The following is a 16,146-nucleotide window of genomic DNA, read 5'->3' on the forward strand; positions in this document are numbered from 1 at the left end:
GATTACCTCGTTTGTTAGACTTTTTCATCTGTAATATTTAATGTACAACATATGCTATTGTTTTTTAAATCCTTCTAGCTTAGGGTTATTTATGCCACAACGCTCTATATTAACATCACAATCACCGTCGATATCTCATTTACATCTGAAGAAAACATCGAGGTTAGGTTTGACGCTTGGCACTCTATTAGCGGCCATGGTTGTACTACCGACGGCCCACGCAGCCAGCTGTAAACCACCTAAAAGTTATTATAAAAATGTTTCCTGTACGGCCAGCAGCAGCTATTTTTTAGCCGTAAAAGACTTTGGTGCACCTGTGGCACTAATTGATAACAGCGGCAAAAAGAGTGTTGATTTAACACGCTACCAAAGAGTCGACGCCAACAAAATAGCCAATGGCCTATTACCAGTCCAACGTAACAGTCGTGTTGGTTATGTCAATATGCAAGGTCGCGAGGTTATTCCTACTATCTATGACATGCTAAACGAGGCTGGCGGCAAAAGCTGGGCTCGTCCGGTCTCTGACGGGCGCATTATAGTAAAAAAAGGCGGCAACTACGGGATTATTAGTACCTCTAATGAGACTATTCTGCCATTCTCAGCGGCAATTAGTGACATTGATAACTATCGTAGCGGTACCGCTCGCGTTCGTAAGAATAAAGCGACCAGCTGGGTGGATAAAAATGGAAAAGTAATCGACAACCCGAACGGTAGTGATCGGCTATCAGCCTCTGATAGCAAGCCATCTTCTAACCGACAATCTTCTACCCAGCAATCTTCTAACAATGCGGCGGCCACTACTTTATCACCGCCAGCACAGGCAGGATTACCAGCATCCGATCGCTTTACCACCTTACTACCGTATCAGCAAGATGGTAGATGGGGCTTTGTTGACGATAATGACGTTACTATGATTACCTATTCATTTAATGAAGTGCGATCTTTTTCTGAAGGCTTAGCCGGGGTACGCGTTAATAATAGTTGGGGTTTTGTCAATTTAGGGGGTGAGCTGGTGATTCCTTTCCGTTTCGATAACAGTCCTTTGATAACCAATGGTAACTACAACGGCGTGCCTTCTTTTGTGTTTAAAGACAATAAAGCATGGATTGGCAGTCTAGAGAATGGCAGTAAAATGTGCATTGATACAGCAGGCACGAGCGTTGGTTGTGACTAACGAGGCTGTTACTATAGTTAAAATACCTTAAAAACGCGACGGTACTGCTGGTATAAGCTTTTTGCAGCCTCTGTCTGCATAGGCACAGCAAGCAAGAAAACTTATGCCAGCAGTAGGTTATGTATCGATATTACTTTTCATTAACTTTACAAGTTAATAATTCTAAAGCGCTAGTGCAAAAAAAGAGAGTAAAGGGTATGCATAATTCATACCGTTCACGCTCTTTTTTATTGTCTGGTGTTAGAATAATAAGCGTTTAAATACTTGTTAATCTAACAAATGATTGCGGATCAAATCAACCAAATAAGGCTGATAATAGGCTGGAATATCATGCGCCATGCCCTCTATAAGATGAAACTTTGCGTTCGGAATAGTTTTAGCGACCACACGCCCTTGTGAGGAGGGCAGCAGTCCATCAACACTACCGTGAATGACAATGGTCGGCGCTTTGACTTGCTTACTAAAGCGACTAATAGAGCCTGACGATAAAATAGCATTGAGCTGCTGTACTGAACCTAGAGGGTGGAAGTTACGTTGATAACGTAATTTAGCAATCTCACGAACCGTTCGTACGTTCACATGCCCGGGCGTACCCACTGTCTTCATAAACCACACACTATGACGCACGATATCACGCTCAGAATGGCTTTCAGGGCGATTGATCAAGGTATACAGCTGCTTGGCTCTAGGGGGTTTTAAAAACGCGCGATTGGTGGTGGTAAACATCAAGGCCATGCGCTTCACTAGACTAGGATATCGCGCCGCGACAATCTGGGCGATCATACCACCCATCGATGCGCCCAGTAGATGAGTACTACTGATATTCAATGCTTTAATCAGCCGTACCGTGTCCTCAGCCATGTCAGTCAAATTATAAGCGACCTGCTGGCCTTTATTAGACAGACCCGTCTGCAGGCGCAGCATCATTTTTAGCTGGCTGACGCGCGGCAGGCCTTCAATCTGTACTTTAGAGGACAGACCGATATCACGGTTATCAAAACGAATCACAAAAAATCCAGCACTAATCAAACGTTTAATAAAATCGTCTGGCCAAAAGATCATCTGTGAGCCCAAGCCCATAACCATTAGCAATGGCGGGTTGTTAGGATTACCACCCGCTTCGATACACAGCTCAATGCCGTCACCGATATCGATCATTGCCTGATGAAGGTGCTCGCTCAGATCTGAGGCGCGCCAGAAATGCTCGCCAAATCGTTGCCATTCGTGAGTAGGGTAATTACCCATCTGCCCAGGCAAGTTAGCACTATCGGGATAATTGGGGTTGGTCATGAGATCTCCTATTTAGAGTGCCAGCTATTTCTTATAGCTCCATCATCTCAAAGTCTATCTTGCCAACACCGCATTCTGGGCAAGTCCAGTCATCAGGGATATCATCCCATTTGGTGCCAGGAGCGATACCTTCTTCGGGGCAGCCAAGCGCTTCATCATAGATCCAACCGCAAACAATACATTCATAACGTTTCATACATAGTCCTATCGTTGTTACCAATTTTACAGCCTATTACCGCTGTTATAACTTGAGCTAATATTCATTAGTAGAGGTTATAAAAGCGAGCGTAGTGTAGCATATAACCACACTTTACACATTTAAGTTTACACTTGTATATTGAGATAAATAACCCTTTATCAAGCTGTTGTTCATCTCACGGGTCATGGTTTGTGCTATTTAAAAAGTAGTATTTATGCCTGCCTACTGCAACGATAAAGTCAGTTATGCTATGATGGCCGGCGCCAATTTTACTGTTTATACGTTATTTGTCGCTGTTATATTATTATTCAAGCCAGCTAAGTTAAGGGTTATTATGAGCGCTACCGCCGTGAATGCACCAGTTGATATCGTACTTGAAGCGTCTAATACGCTCAATAACGATCATCCGTTTTGGCAGATTATCCGCACAGTACCAGATTTTCCTAAAGTCGGTATTGATTTTTATGATATTACGCCATTACTGCGCAGTCATATTAATGACGTCATTGATGCGATGCTAGCGGCATTGCCTGATGGCTTAATGGATGACGTGGACTGCTTAGGTGCGGTTGAAGCCCGCGGATTTGTATTTGCAAGTTTGCTAGCGGGTCGATTGGGCAAGGGTATGATTTTGCTGCGTAAACCGGGTAAGCTGCCACCACCTGTGGCTAACAAAGCCTATTCACTAGAATATGGTAAAGATATGCTGGAGATGCAAAGTAACTTGCCACCTGAGCGTGTGCTTTTGGTCGATGATATTTTGGCCACTGGTGGTACGCTGACCACTGCCTACGAGCTGTGTAAATCAGCATCACATACGGTAGTAGGTGCATTAGTGTTGTTAGATTTAGTGGCTTTACATGGCGAGTTCCCAGTACCCATCTATACCGTGCTAAGAGCTTAAACACTTACCTATTAAGAATTTGGCTATCAATAATTTACCCATTAGCAATTTGGCTATGTAATTTGGTTATGTATAGTTAAAGTACCTTAAAAACGCGACGGTACTGCTGGTATAAGCTTTTTGCAGTCTCTGTCTGCGTAGGCACAGCAAGCAAGAAAAACGTATGCCAGCAGTAGGTTATGTATCGATATTACTTTTCATTGACTATAGTATAAAAAAGCGCATCGAATAAACATCTTAAGTTCTCTCTAATGCCAATTTTCTAATACTAATTGCGTATAGCTGCCAAGGTGTGACCAAGCTCATCACGAGCGTTGATAAAGCCGTCAATGCCTTTGGGCAATAAGTCTTGAGTGACTTTATCTTGTTGGTAGGCTTGACTAAACTCTTCCTGCGTTAAGCTCACGCGCTTCATGCTGTCCAACTCCATTGACATACTCGAAGACAGCTGGCGAGTCACGGTGATATCCATTGCCGCTAGCTCATCAATTAAGTTCGGAGCAATAGTCAATAAATCGCAGCCTGCCAGTGCCAATATCTGCTCAGTTGAACGAAAGCTTGCACCCATCACCTGCGTCTTATAGCCGTGCTGCTTATAATATTGATAAATCAGCTTTACTGATTGTACGCCCATATCATCAGATGCTGGTACGTTTTGACGGTTTTGCTGGCGTTTTTGCCAATCTAAAATACGGCCAACGAATGGTGAGATCAGGGTTACACCGGCATCTGCACAGGCGACTGCCTGATGCTGGCCAAATAGCAGTGTCAAATTACAGTGAATATTTTGAGTCTCAAGATAGCGTGCTGCTTCAATACCTTGCCAGGTAGCTGCCATTTTAATCAATACACGTTCAGGGTCAACGCCCGCTTTTTGGTAGGCTGCCATAAACTCTAACGCTTTATCAATGGTCGCTTGGGTGTCATAAGACAATCGAGCATCGACCTCGGTTGAGACTCGACCCTCAATTAACTCTAAAATATCGCAGCCCACCTGAATAGTGAGTGCGTCAATGGTGGCATCTACATCACCTTGATGCTGACTCATGGTGTCGGCAAGCATGGCTTGATTGTCAGGATGGAGGAGCGCCTTGGTAATTAGGCTGGGGTTGGTGGTCGCATCAATAGGTTTTAGGCGCGCAATAGTGGCAAGATCGCCCGTATCAGCGACAATAGTGGTCATAGTGCGAAGCTGTTGTAATGCGCTCATCGTATATCCTTATAGGTTCAATTAACGGTATTATTTGCTTATTAATGGTTCTAATAGTCAACAGCTTGGAACTTTAACATAGTTTTGCGACTGGGTTTGTCGATAGTTTTATAGCGTTCAGCGGTCATATTCAGTAACTGCGCTAAGATTTATACCGTTTTGCGTGTTTATAGTTGTTTATGGCTATTTACACCTATTTACACATGGGCACCCTGTCTCGTTTTTGCTATAGTATAGGCGGCAACCTTTAGAGTTACCCAGTAGGGACTTAGCAGGCTGATAAAGACCAACAATAATTAGCTATGATTAGCTATTGGTATGACGTATCTGGTAGCAAATGACTTCCTAGATATACTAATAATCGGCTAAATATATTGGCATTTAACGGTATCGCAGTGATATCTAACAGATCTAAAAAAGGATAAACGGTAATGAGTGAGCAGTCATCAGAGCAAAACATGGACAATCTGAACCAAACTACCCCAGACGTCAGCGACACCTCAACCGATCAAGCGTTTTTAAATCGCCTACGTCAAAATATTGATACGGTAGACTGCGAAATTCAGGCATTAATTAATAATCGTGCCCAGTTAGCGCAACAAGTCGCTGTTGTGAAGAAGGAACATGCGGCCAATAGTGATGCCGATATTACGGCGCGCAACCCCATATTTTATCGTCCTGAACGTGAGGCGCAAGTATTAAAAGCGGTGATGGCTCGTAATACGGGACCTATCGCTGATGAAAAAATGGCGCGCCTATTTCGCGAGATTATGTCGGTCTGCCTAGATTTAGAAGCCCCGCAACGTATCGCCTTTTTGGGTCCTTTGGGGACCTTCACTCATGCCGCTGCACTAAAGCATTTTGGTAAAGCAGCCGACACTCTGCCACTGACTACCATTACCGATGTGTTCCGTGAAGTAGAGGCGGGTACTGCCATGTATGGCGTAGTACCAGTAGAAAACTCGTCTGAAGGCGTAGTGAATCACACGCTAGATGGATTTTTATCCTCAACATTGAAGATTATTGGCGAGGTTGAGCTGCCCATTCATCAGAACTTTTTAGTGGCTGAACACACCAAGCTTGATGGTCTAAGCCGTATTTACTCGCATCAGCAATCACTTGCTCAGTGTCGTCATTGGCTCGATGTCAACTTTCCTAACATAGAGCGCGTTGCGGTCTCTAGTAATGGCGAAGCGGCGCGTCGTCTTAAAAATGAGTGGCATTCAGCGGCTATCGCTGGCGATGTAGCCGCTGCAGAATATGACCTACATAAGCTCTATTCAAATATCGAAGACAATCCAAGTAATACCACCCGCTTTCTCATTATCGGTCACGAAGCGATTGCGCCATCAGGGCAAGATAAAACCTCGATTATGGTCTCCGCTAATGATAAAGCTGGCGCGTTGATTGAAATTCTAAAACCCTTATCGTATCACGGCGTATCAATGACCAGTATTGAAACTCGTCCAGAGCGTCCAAACAAATGGGCTTATGTATTCTTTATTGATATGGACGGCCATATTCAAGACCCCAATGTCAGCGCTGCGATTGCTGATATCCGCCCATTGGTTAAAGATTTACGTATATTAGGCTCTTATCCAAAAGCTGTTTTATAGTTAGAGCACCTCACTGTTAATACCCATAAATACCCATAGTAGATGAGTACTCACATCTAAGGATAACCCATGCAGTCCACTGAATCGACAGACGTAAACTCAGTACAGCCAACAGTTGCTTATGATAGTATTCTAGAGCTGGTGCCTTACCAAACGGGTAAGCCAGTTGAAGAGCTGACCCGTGAGTATGGGGTCTCTGACGTGGTGAAGCTGGCGAGTAATGAAAATTCGATGGGCTGCTCACCTTATGTGACTTTAGCGATTACCGAACAGCTGGGGCAGTTGGCACGTTATCCTGATGGTAACGGTTATTATCTTAAGCAAGCCCTTGCTGACTTTACTGATGTAAAATTAGAGTGCATTACTTTAGGCAATGGCTCTAATGATTTACTCGATATCTTAGCACACACGTTTGTGGGTACTGATGATGCGATAGTCTATAGTCAGTATGCCTTTGTGGTCTATTCAATGTTAGCGAAGATGCAAGGCGCAACAGGTATTGAAGTGCCGGCGCAGCGTTTTGGTCATGACCTCGACGCGATGCGTCAGGCCGTTGAAGATAATGCCAATACTAAAATGGTATTTATTGCCAACCCTAACAATCCAACCGGTACCCAGCTTGAGCATGCAGAATTGTATACATTTGTCGCCAGTCTGCCAAGTTCGGTATTGGTAGTATTAGATGAGGCTTATATTGAATACAGCCCGGAAAGTAATAATCGAGCGCTATTAGATGAGTTTGATAATGTAGTGATTGTACGCACTTTTTCTAAAGCGTATGGACTAGCAGGACTGCGTGTTGGTTATGCCCTCAGCTCCGCGCCGATAGCAGGCTTGTTGAATCGCATTCGTCAACCCTTTAACGTTAGCCGTATCGGCTTGGCCGCTGCCGCTGCCGCTCTAGCTGACCAAGACTTTATCGACAGTGTCCGTCTGACCAATCAAGAACAAATGCGCTGGTTAGAAAAGCAATTTGACGCGCTTGGACTTGGGTTTATCAAGTCACATGCTAATTTCATCATGGTTGAAATAGACGATGAAGATACAGCTGCTATTAATCAAGCGCTACTTGAGCAAGGCGTTATCGTTCGTCCGCTTGTCAATTATGGCCTACCTGACTGGTTGCGAATTACCGTTGGGGTAGCTGAAGACAATATGCGCCTGATTGATACCTTGCGCTCTATATTGACGGATGATTGAGCCGAAACTTGTTATATTAAATGATAATTAAGATACTATGCAAAAAGTAAGTCAAGCTATGATAAGCCAAGCGCCATCTGATCCGATATTGCCAACCAAACCACTGTTTAAGCAAGTATGTGTCATTGGTTTAGGCCTGATCGGTGCCAGCTTAGCGCAAGCGATTAAAGACCATGGTTTAAGTACGCGGTTGGTGGCAGTAGATAACGACGCGCCAAGTCTAGCGGAAGCTACTAAGCAAGGGTTGCTAAGTGCAGGAAGCTCTGTGCTCAGTGATGTGGTACTTGGCAGTGATTTAATTGTCATTGCTGTGCCCGTACAAGCTGTACAAGCCGTATTTATGGATATTAAAATAGCCATGGATAATGGCCAGCTGGCCACTAACTGTATTATTACTGATGTCTGTAGTACCAAGGTTAATGTTATTGACGCGGCCAAAACGGTGTTCACGTCCTTGCCTGTAGGTCTGGTGCCTGCGCATCCAATTGCGGGTGCTGAAGATTCAGGGTATCAGGCTCGCCGCGCCGAATTGTTTGTCAATCACAGCGTCATTATTTGTGAGCTACCAACCACTAATGCGACTGCAATTACCAAGCTGCGACAGTTATGGGAAGCAGTAGGCGCGACGGTGATGGCAATGGCTGCTGATCATCATGATTCTATACTAGCGCATACCAGTCATTTGCCACATCTGCTGGCCTTCAATTTGGTTGAGCAACTGGCAAGTCATGACGATAATTTAGATATGTTTCGCTATGCTGCCGGTGGCTTTCGAGACTTTACCCGTATCGCTGCCAGTGATCCTAAAATGTGGCATGATATATTTTTTGCCAACCAAAGCGCAGTTGTGAGCGCCCTTGACGAGTACAGCGACTATCTACAGACGATAAGACAGCTTATCATTGATCAAGATTCCACCGCCCTGATGGGACTTTTGGGCCGCGCGCAAGCCGCACGGCGACATTTTGGCCATATGTTAGCCAGCACCCCTTATACGGATACCCCTGCCATGTCAGCTTCTTATATTATTTCGCCTAGCAATACTGTTGTTGGCACTATCGCTATTCCTGGTGACAAGTCAATCTCTCACCGTAGCATTATGCTCGGTAGCCTTGCAGAGGGTGTAACACACGTCACAGGGTTTTTAGAAGGTGAAGATGCGCTAGCCACTCTGCAAGCATTTCGTGATATGGGTGTGACGATCGAAGGGCCTGATAAAGGCCAGCTGATCATTCATGGCGTGGGTATGAATGGTCTAAAACCGAGTAAAACACCGCTATATATGGGCAACTCTGGTACCAGCATGCGCCTGCTCTCAGGTATCTTAGCCGCGCAAGCTTTTGATAGCGTATTGGTTGGTGATACCAGTTTGAATAAGCGTCCGATGGAACGGGTTGCTGCACCACTTCGCGCTATGGGCGCCGTTATTCAAAGCACGGGTCACAGTGGCACGTCGCCGCTTAGCATCACGGGTCGTGATAATGTCGGTAAGCCGCTACATGGTATAGAATATGCTATGCCGGTGGCGTCAGCACAGATCAAATCTTGCCTACTATTAGCAGGACTGTGGGCAGAGGGTACCACCACAGTTACTCAGCCAGAAGTGAGCCGCGACCATACCGAGCGTATGCTATCGGCATTTGGCTATAAGGTAAAAGTAGAGGGCAATCGTATTAGCGTTGAAGGCGGTGGTAAGCTAACTGGTGGCGATATCGCGATACCTGCTGATATTTCATCCGCGGCGTTTTTTATGGTGGCGGCAGCTATCAGCCAAGATAGTGAGTTAACGCTGACTCAAGTGGGGATCAATCCGACGCGCACTGGCATCATTGATATTTTAAAATTAATGCAAGCGGATATCACCTTAAGTAATGAGACTCATGTTGGCGGTGAGCCAGTAGCAGATATTACTATTCGTGGTTCCAACTTGATTGGTATTGAAATACCAGAGGCACTAGTACCCTTAGCGATTGATGAGTTCCCAGTGTTATTTATTGCCGCCAGCTGTGCAAAAGGCCGTACGGTCTTAACCGGTGCTAAAGAGTTACGGGTCAAGGAGTCTGACCGTATTGCAGTGATGGCAGAAGGTTTGCAAACGCTTGGAGTCGAGTGTACCGTGACTGAAGATGGTCTTATCATTGAAGGTAAGGGAATTGAAGGTCAAAGCAGCAATAGTGCAGGCAGCCAAGTAAACAATAGCCTGCCAGTATTCGGTGGTGGTCATATTATTTCGCATCATGATCATCGTATCGCGATGAGTTTTGCCGTTGCGAGTTTACGCGCCTCGAAGCAGATTACTATTGAAGGCGTTGAGACTGTCAATACTAGCTTTCCAGGATTCGCTGAGCTTGCCAATCAAATCGGTCTGTCTATTCAAGTTAATAGCGGCGCTTAGTATTTACCAGCAAATATAAGTACGATGTTGTTTATAATACTGTTTATATTGTTCGCCAATATAGCAACAGTGAGATCATTGAGATCGATTATTATCACTTACCAGTATTAAAAATAGTAAAATTCATATGGTTAACACCATTAATAAATTACCATAAAAAATTATTTTAAAACTGTTGTTATCGTTAGCAATGCGCTAGTGCCACTATGGGTACCAGCGCATTGCTTTTTACCTTCTATTCTATATGTAGTGAACCTAGCGTCCTTGCCCCTATATTCTTATCAATGATAAAAAATCGGTGAGGGCCCGCTTTGCTCTAAAACAGTTGTATTGTCCCATGACCACCCAGAATGTCACCAAAAAATCAGTAACCCCTATCAAAACCACCAGACGTGGTATTATCACCGCGCTCATCGCTTTTTCTATTTGGGGCGCATTCCCACTATATTTCAAACAGTTAGCTGCCTATGATGCTACCGAAATTATCGGTCATCGTATTATATGGACGTTTTTGTGTTTGCTGGTGGTGCTGGTAGTCACCAAGCGTTGGCATTGGATAGATACCCTAAAGAAAAACCCAAGATGGATATTGTTTAGTTTTTTATCAGGCTTACTGATCGCCGCTAATTGGTTGACCTACGTTTGGGCCGTTAACCATGATCGTATTCTTGAGGCCAGTTTAGGATACTTTATTGGGCCATTGGTTGGCGTGGCATTATCGATGATCCTGTTCAAAGAGCGCCTGCGTACGCTACAATGGGTTGCTATTGGATTTGCTTTATTATCTGTCGTTATTCAGGTAGTTATGATTGGTAGCCTGCCATGGATATCGCTGATTCTAGCATTTAGCTTTAGTACTTATGGCACGATTCAGCGGCAAACGCCCCTCACTGCTGTCGATGCGATGTTTGTTGAAACGGCTATGTTAGTGCCTATTTGTTTATGGTGGTTCTGGCAATCTGATGTGGTCAGTAGTCAATTGAGCTTTTGGTTCACACCCTCTATCTGGCTACTAATGATAGCGGGCCCGATTACTTTGATACCTTTACTGCTGTTTAATAAGTCCACCAAATTGGTTGCCTTTAGTATCCTAAGCTTTATGAACTATCTGACCCCGACCTTTATTTTCTTCTTAGCAGTATTTTATTATAACGAGCCTTTTGATTTACATCGTCTGGCGGTATTTGGTTTGATTTGGTTGGGTTTGCTCTTATTTAGTATTGATTTATGGCGTCATCGTCCAAGCAAACAGCTAAAAGCGGCGCGTCTGCGTGATTAAGCCCTATGATTAAGCCTTATGGAAAGCTCATAAGAGTAAACTAAACGTTCACATTTAAAAGTACAATCAATAAGGATGAGAACATGTTGCACACTGAATCTGATGTGGTATTTGTAAAAGCCCTAAAAGTCGAGGCAGTGATTGGCGTTTACGATTGGGAGCGTGCGATTACTCAGCCATTGCTGATTGATATTGTACTTGAGACTGATATTAGTAAGGCTGCGGCGTCGGATGATGTTAATTACGCCCTTAATTATAAAGCGGTCTGTGATGACGTTAGTGCTTGGTGCCAGGAGCTTAAAGCAAAACTTCTTGAGCATTTAGCCGAGCACATTGCACACAAACTATTGGCGAATTATGCGTGTCATAAAGTGACTTTAAGTGTGGCTAAACCTACTGCTATTAAATCAGCAGATGCGGTCGGGGTGCAAATTACCCGATATGCTCAAACCACTGAAAATAAAAGCGCTGAAATAGAGCCTGCTGTCAGCAAGTCTAATGACACATAAAATGAGGCAAGCGTTGCCATTAGGTTTAGATGTTACCAAACTAAAAAAATGCGCGCCTGAACCGCTGCAATCGCAATTTGTGACGGCGTTAGTGTTAGCATTAGGCAGTAATCATCACGCTGAGCATTACTTAGCACGCGTTCGTGAAGACTTAGCTGTACTTGGCGAGACCAACTATTCTATTGCCTTTCAAAACCCTGACTTTACTGCCACGCTAGAACAGCCAAAACCTGACTATACCAATCAATGTGTTTATTTAGCGCTAACGTCACCAACAAGCTTGCAGCAATTACAACAGATCTTTAAACAGTTTGAGGGTGATTGTGGTAGGCTGCGTCCCTTATCGAGGCTCACCCACACTAAAAACAAGTATTTGCCTGAAGCTGAGTCTGGGCCAATACGGCAAGTGACAATGGATATCGACATTTTATTGGTAAAATTGAGTGGACAGAGTGATCAAGATAATAATGAGTGGATAATAATGGCAGATCGTTATCCGTTTAAGGCGCATGAGAATACTGGAATAGTTGAGCTTACGATATGAAAACTAGAATATAGACCTTTCTAGTTTTCACTAAGGTTATTATAACTATTTGAAAAGTTCATAGATGCTACTTATTTTCACTTGCTAGGTAGTGATGCGGCAGCGTAAATATTTTGTCAAAAATCAGCGTAAAGATAAAAGTATAAATAAAGAAAAATAGTAGTAATGCTACTTCCATAGTAAAAGCGACCCACAGTCCAACCCCATACCACAGCATATAAAGGGGTAAGCAAATCAAAACTAGCCCACTCTCAAACCCTAATGCATGCACAATGCGTACGATTAGCGTACGCTCTTTTATCTGCCAGTGGTGTTCTAAGCGCTCAAAAATAGAGTTGTATATAAAGTTCCAAATTACCGCCGCGCTAGAGATGATGACAGCAACCGGTAAGGACTGCATAGCGTCGCCACCACTAAGCAACATAAGAATAAAAGTGGACAGTAGAATGGCCAGTATCTCAAAAACAGTAACGTAGACAATACGGCGTTTAACAGGGGTGAGTGTAATCAACCGAAACTCCAATGAGCCTTTTGGCTTTTATAATCAATAAAAAGCCGGTCCGTCCCGGTTGAAAAAGTAAAATCTCATAACAGCAGTACCACGGTTTCCGTCTGCAATATATTATACTCAGCTTTAAGGGTTTACTTAAACTGAGTACCTAGCAATAATGACAAAGTTATAAAATAGTAAATTTATTTTACGCCTCCTTCTGCCTCATTCATATCATCTTTACCAATCACATCCAAATCTTTTAAGCACAGTTTGTCATATTCTTTTTTACAAAAATCAGCATCAATTTTGCACATCGCTGCTTGTAACTGATCAAGACGATTTTCTGACTGCTGAATATGCTCGAGCATCTTGGCAAAAGCCTCAGCAACGGGATCGTTAGAGGAGGGGTCAATGCCATAAGCCTGAAATGCTGTTTTACGTGCTGAGCTGTGATTGTTATTTTGGTTGTCTAAAGATTCATTGTTAGTATCTGTGATGATTGCTTTCGCAGCTTTTTCTTGTTGTTTGGCATCGCTAACCTTGGTCGCGATTGGATTGCCTTTTTCGTCATGATAGTCTGAAATCATGCGTGCTGCACCGCCGACCATAGTGGCACCTGCTGGAACGGGCTTGACCACCACCGCGTTTGAGCCTATTTTAGCATTTTTACCAACGGTAAATGGCCCTAAGACTTTTGCACCAGCACCAACAGTCACGCCATCTTCTAAGGTGGGGTGACGCTTACCGTTATTCTGTGAGACGCCGCCAAGGGTGACGCCATGGTATAAAGTAACGTCATTGCCAATTTCAGCGGTCTCGCCAATCACCACCCCAACGCCATGATCAATAAAGAAGCGTCTACCAATTTTGGCGGCAGGATGGATTTCAATACCGGTGATGATGCGTGAGCCATAAGAGATCGAGCGCGCGGCAAGTTTCTGGTCGTGTTGCCATAAATAATGCGCCCCGCGGTGTAAAATAAGCGCATGGATACCAGGATAAGTCAGCAAGACTTCCACACTATTGCGCGCCGCAGGATCGCGAGTGAAGACGGCCTCGATATCTTCTTTTAAGTCTTTTTTGAGGTTGCAAAGCGATTTGAACCAGGCGGTTGGCAATGACATAAAGCATCCTATTGAGTCGTCAGTATGATTAGGATATCACTATCCATAGTCTATAAGCATATCTTACTTACGTTCTTTTTAAGTTATAGCAGCTTTGCATCATAAAATATAGCTGTGAGTGACAAAGAAAACCATATTGTAAGTTAACTTTAGTTTTTTAGCTAAAGGCGGTCGTTTCTGTTCGCAATACCGCCACATGGCTATATAAGTTGTGCTTTCACTGCAACGCCTAGCTATCACTGGTAATGTATTTTAGCAGCTCGACAACCTGCTCAGGCGTCTGCGCCCACGCCATTGCCGCCGCATCAACCTCTTTTAGCGGATGAATAATATCATCAGCATGCAGGGTGATATAAGGCTTACCTAAGGCAGAGCAATAGCCGGCGTCGAATGCCGCGTTCCACTGCTTGTATTTATCACCAAAACGGATGATGGCAATATCGCATTTTTGTATCATATTTTTAGTACGAATTGCATTGACCTTCGACGACTTATGGTCGCGCCAGAACGCATTTTCGTCTTTACCTAGCACATCAGCGGCCGCGTCGCTGGCTTCGTGTTCAGTCACTGCTGATGTGAACTCAATAGCAAGGCCATGTTCTTTAGCGCCTTGCATAATTTTCTGCCGCCAGTTGGTGTGAATTTCTCCAGATAAATAAACTGTCCAATTCATAATTAACTCCATTTTATTATTAAAGGGTGTGCAACTGCTAGCTAGCAGTTGCTGATATTAATCGCTTGATAAGAAAATCGGTTGATAAGAAATAATAGTTATTAAATGATGCCTGTAAGCTTTAGCCTTTTAACAGTTTGGCAATCAAAGCGCTTAATAGCTGGTATTCTTTTTGGTCGAGCTGAACCCGAGAGCCGAGTCGAGATAACCGGGACGGTAGCGATTTTAAATGATCAGCATCAGCGATGCCGCGCTGCACCATAAGCTCGGTGGTACGATTAGTTAATTGCTGTAACTGCTGCTGAGTAATGGCAGGCTCATCCCATTGTTGACGGGTATGCAACGCTAACAGTGGTTGTGCCGTGTTCGGATTATCGTTATTATTATTACTAGCATTAATAGCGTCATTAATACTATCAATATGGGTCCGAGCATAGGCAAAAATAAAGCTGGCTATGACTTGCACCGCTGAGGCGACATTAAGCACCGGATAAGCAGGATTGGCGTCGATTTGGATATGATAATCGGCACAAGCCAACTCTTCATTGGTCAGACCACGATCCTCTCGGCCAAATAAAATAGCAATATTAGGTTGGGTGCTGCTATGACTTGTATGCTTATTACTAATAGTACTGTCTTGGTGCTGGCTTGTCGAATTGTTATTGGGATTTTGATCGACAGTGGCGTTATTAATAGTCATCTGACTATCAATGAAATCCAGCATAATTTTTGCTGCTTGGGTTGGGGTAACCACAGGGCGAGGTAAATGACGGCTACGGCTACTGGCGGCAAAGACCAGCTGACAATCGCTAATGGCCGTTTCTAACGTGGGGGTAATCTGAGCATCTGCTAGCACGACGCTACCGCCTGCTGCATGAGACCTACTGGTGTCATCAATAGGATGTTTGGGGTTGACCACACTTAGCCGAGACAAGCCCATAGTGTGCATAGCACGTGCCGCTGAACCAATATTAGCGGGCAAAGTGGTATTAACCATGACCACTTGTAAACAAGCCAGATAATCATCAACAGTAGGCTTTGATAATTCGGGTACTATAGATTCTTTCTTCATTACTGGCTCAACCGTCGATTTATTTCTTGTTCTACCTGCTGCAATGCGCTGGCTGTTTGTTCAATAAGCTCCGCTTGCTGACCGATAGTGTGCTCGCGGCAGAGTTGTTGTAACTGTCCACTAAGTGTTACCACTTGCGTGGCTCCTAAGTTAGCGCTAGCGCCTTTTAGAGCATGAGCCGCTTCGAAGCCATTAGCGTTGTCATCCGCTGCTTGGGCGGTCTTTAACAGTGCAATACGTTGTTTGCTATCAGTAATATAAGTGTGTACCAAATCGGCAAAATCTTCTTCGAGTAAGTCGCGCATATCATCAAACTGTTGGTCATTGATGATTTCGTGATCCGTATTACTATTAGGGTGGTTCATACTGTCGTTATTACCATGAACGTCGACCATGATTAAATATCCAATAAGGTAAAAGATGTCGTTTTAATCAAGCAGCTGTAAGAAAAATACTCACTGTGA

General features: G+C 44.0%; 16 protein-coding genes. 8 read left to right on the plus strand and 8 right to left on the minus strand.

The genetic code is table 11. The features are described from left to right. The first annotated feature begins 91 nt into the window (after nt 1-91). A complete protein-coding gene (locus RCH20_RS08015; RefSeq protein ID WP_327193212.1) occupies nt 92-1,174 on the plus strand; it encodes a WG repeat-containing protein in 1,083 nt (360 codons plus the stop codon). 267 nt (nt 1,175-1,441) lie between these two features. Here RCH20_RS08015 and RCH20_RS08020 read toward each other — a convergent pair whose 3' ends face one another. Further along, nucleotides 1,442-2,464 carry an alpha/beta fold hydrolase gene (locus RCH20_RS08020; RefSeq protein WP_327193213.1) on the minus strand — a complete coding sequence of 341 codons (1,023 nt, stop codon included), beginning with the start codon at nt 2,462-2,464 and terminating at the stop codon, nt 1,442-1,444. A gap of 31 nt (nt 2,465-2,495) precedes the next feature. After that, complete coding sequence (locus tag RCH20_RS08025) at nt 2,496-2,660, minus strand: rubredoxin (protein ID WP_209957569.1); 165 nt, start codon at nt 2,658-2,660, stop codon at nt 2,496-2,498. A 337-nt stretch (nt 2,661-2,997) separates the two neighbouring features. On the opposite strand from RCH20_RS08025, the gene RCH20_RS08030 reads away from it, so the two are divergent. Continuing rightward, nucleotides 2,998-3,567, plus strand: a complete 570-nt coding sequence (locus RCH20_RS08030) for an adenine phosphoribosyltransferase (RefSeq protein ID WP_209959126.1) — start codon at nt 2,998-3,000, stop codon at nt 3,565-3,567. Nucleotides 3,568-3,835: 268 nt separating this feature from the next. Here RCH20_RS08030 and RCH20_RS08035 read toward each other — a convergent pair whose 3' ends face one another. Then, nucleotides 3,836-4,777, minus strand: coding sequence for a transaldolase (locus RCH20_RS08035; RefSeq protein ID WP_327193214.1), 942 nt, complete (start codon nt 4,775-4,777; stop codon nt 3,836-3,838). A 431-nt stretch (nt 4,778-5,208) separates the two neighbouring features. On the opposite strand from RCH20_RS08035, the gene pheA reads away from it, so the two are divergent. The 6 genes from pheA (at nt 5,209) to RCH20_RS08065 (ending at nt 12,320) form a co-directional block, all read left to right on the plus strand. Then, nucleotides 5,209-6,393 carry a prephenate dehydratase gene (gene pheA, locus RCH20_RS08040; protein WP_327193215.1) on the plus strand — a complete coding sequence of 395 codons (1,185 nt, stop codon included), beginning with the start codon at nt 5,209-5,211 and terminating at the stop codon, nt 6,391-6,393. Between the two features lie 69 nt (nt 6,394-6,462). Continuing rightward, on the plus strand, nt 6,463-7,593 hold the full coding sequence (gene hisC, locus RCH20_RS08045) for a histidinol-phosphate transaminase (RefSeq protein ID WP_327193216.1): 1,131 nt from the start codon (nt 6,463-6,465) through the stop codon (nt 7,591-7,593). A 58-nt stretch (nt 7,594-7,651) separates the two neighbouring features. Continuing rightward, complete coding sequence (locus tag RCH20_RS08050) at nt 7,652-9,988, plus strand: bifunctional prephenate dehydrogenase/3-phosphoshikimate 1-carboxyvinyltransferase (RefSeq protein ID WP_442793118.1); 2,337 nt, start codon at nt 7,652-7,654, stop codon at nt 9,986-9,988. Between the two features lie 337 nt (nt 9,989-10,325). Continuing rightward, nucleotides 10,326-11,267 (plus strand): EamA family transporter RarD, encoded by a 942-nt coding sequence (gene rarD / locus RCH20_RS08055; protein ID WP_209957557.1) that lies wholly within the window; start codon nt 10,326-10,328, stop codon nt 11,265-11,267. A gap of 83 nt (nt 11,268-11,350) precedes the next feature. Next, entirely contained in the window at nt 11,351-11,776 is a 426-nt protein-coding gene (folB, locus tag RCH20_RS08060) for a dihydroneopterin aldolase (protein ID WP_327193218.1), read from the plus strand. After that, nucleotides 11,766-12,320 (plus strand): hypothetical protein, encoded by a 555-nt coding sequence (locus tag RCH20_RS08065; RefSeq protein ID WP_327193219.1) that lies wholly within the window; start codon nt 11,766-11,768, stop codon nt 12,318-12,320. The genes folB and RCH20_RS08065 overlap by 11 nt, the downstream gene beginning before the upstream one ends. A 67-nt stretch (nt 12,321-12,387) precedes the next feature. Here the strand turns inward: RCH20_RS08065 and RCH20_RS08070 are convergent, their stop codons facing one another. From RCH20_RS08070 to RCH20_RS08090, 5 genes are all read right to left on the minus strand, one after another. Continuing rightward, nucleotides 12,388-12,831, minus strand: coding sequence for a PACE efflux transporter (locus RCH20_RS08070; protein ID WP_327193220.1), 444 nt, complete (start codon nt 12,829-12,831; stop codon nt 12,388-12,390). Between the two features lie 182 nt (nt 12,832-13,013). After that, nucleotides 13,014-13,937 (minus strand): serine O-acetyltransferase, encoded by a 924-nt coding sequence (gene cysE, locus RCH20_RS08075; protein WP_209957548.1) that lies wholly within the window; start codon nt 13,935-13,937, stop codon nt 13,014-13,016. A 229-nt stretch (nt 13,938-14,166) separates the two neighbouring features. Then, the gene (locus RCH20_RS08080; RefSeq protein WP_327193221.1) at nt 14,167-14,610 is read right to left on the minus strand and encodes a YtoQ family protein; all 444 of its coding nucleotides are present in this window, start codon (nt 14,608-14,610) and stop codon (nt 14,167-14,169) included. A 121-nt stretch (nt 14,611-14,731) separates the two neighbouring features. After that, nucleotides 14,732-15,682: an RNA methyltransferase gene (locus tag RCH20_RS08085; RefSeq protein ID WP_327193222.1), complete on the minus strand. Its 951-nt coding sequence runs from the start codon at nt 15,680-15,682 to the stop codon at nt 14,732-14,734. Continuing rightward, complete coding sequence (locus RCH20_RS08090) at nt 15,682-16,077, minus strand: Hpt domain-containing protein (protein WP_327193223.1); 396 nt, start codon at nt 16,075-16,077, stop codon at nt 15,682-15,684. Before RCH20_RS08090 ends, RCH20_RS08085 begins: the two co-directional genes overlap by 1 nt. Nucleotides 16,078-16,146: the final 69 nt, after the last annotated feature.

This window comes from Psychrobacter sp. PL15, assembly GCF_035984995.1.
Lineage (GTDB): Bacteria > Pseudomonadota > Gammaproteobacteria > Pseudomonadales > Moraxellaceae > Psychrobacter.

Bases quoted from the DNA above. Each gene is read 5' to 3' on its own strand.
- RCH20_RS08080 (WP_327193221.1), bottom strand. From the start codon at position 14,610: ATGAATTGGACAGTTTATTTATCTGGAGAAATTCACACCAACTGGCGG.
- cysE (WP_209957548.1), bottom strand. From the start codon at position 13,937: ATGTCATTGCCAACCGCCTGGTTCAAATCGCTTTGCAACCTCAAAAAA.
- hisC (WP_327193216.1), top strand. From the start codon at position 6,463: ATGCAGTCCACTGAATCGACAGACGTAAACTCAGTACAGCCAACAGTT.
- RCH20_RS08030 (WP_209959126.1), top strand. From the start codon at position 2,998: ATGAGCGCTACCGCCGTGAATGCACCAGTTGATATCGTACTTGAAGCG.
- folB (WP_327193218.1), top strand. From the start codon at position 11,351: ATGTTGCACACTGAATCTGATGTGGTATTTGTAAAAGCCCTAAAAGTC.
- rarD (WP_209957557.1), top strand. From the start codon at position 10,326: ATGACCACCCAGAATGTCACCAAAAAATCAGTAACCCCTATCAAAACC.
- RCH20_RS08090 (WP_327193223.1), bottom strand. From the start codon at position 16,077: ATGGTCGACGTTCATGGTAATAACGACAGTATGAACCACCCTAATAGT.
- RCH20_RS08035 (WP_327193214.1), bottom strand. From the start codon at position 4,777: ATGAGCGCATTACAACAGCTTCGCACTATGACCACTATTGTCGCTGAT.
- RCH20_RS08065 (WP_327193219.1), top strand. From the start codon at position 11,766: ATGACACATAAAATGAGGCAAGCGTTGCCATTAGGTTTAGATGTTACC.
- RCH20_RS08050 (WP_442793118.1), top strand. From the start codon at position 7,652: ATGATAAGCCAAGCGCCATCTGATCCGATATTGCCAACCAAACCACTG.
- RCH20_RS08015 (WP_327193212.1), top strand. From the start codon at position 92: ATGCCACAACGCTCTATATTAACATCACAATCACCGTCGATATCTCAT.
- RCH20_RS08025 (WP_209957569.1), bottom strand. From the start codon at position 2,660: ATGAAACGTTATGAATGTATTGTTTGCGGTTGGATCTATGATGAAGCG.
- RCH20_RS08085 (WP_327193222.1), bottom strand. From the start codon at position 15,682: ATGAAGAAAGAATCTATAGTACCCGAATTATCAAAGCCTACTGTTGAT.
- pheA (WP_327193215.1), top strand. From the start codon at position 5,209: ATGAGTGAGCAGTCATCAGAGCAAAACATGGACAATCTGAACCAAACT.
- RCH20_RS08020 (WP_327193213.1), bottom strand. From the start codon at position 2,464: ATGACCAACCCCAATTATCCCGATAGTGCTAACTTGCCTGGGCAGATG.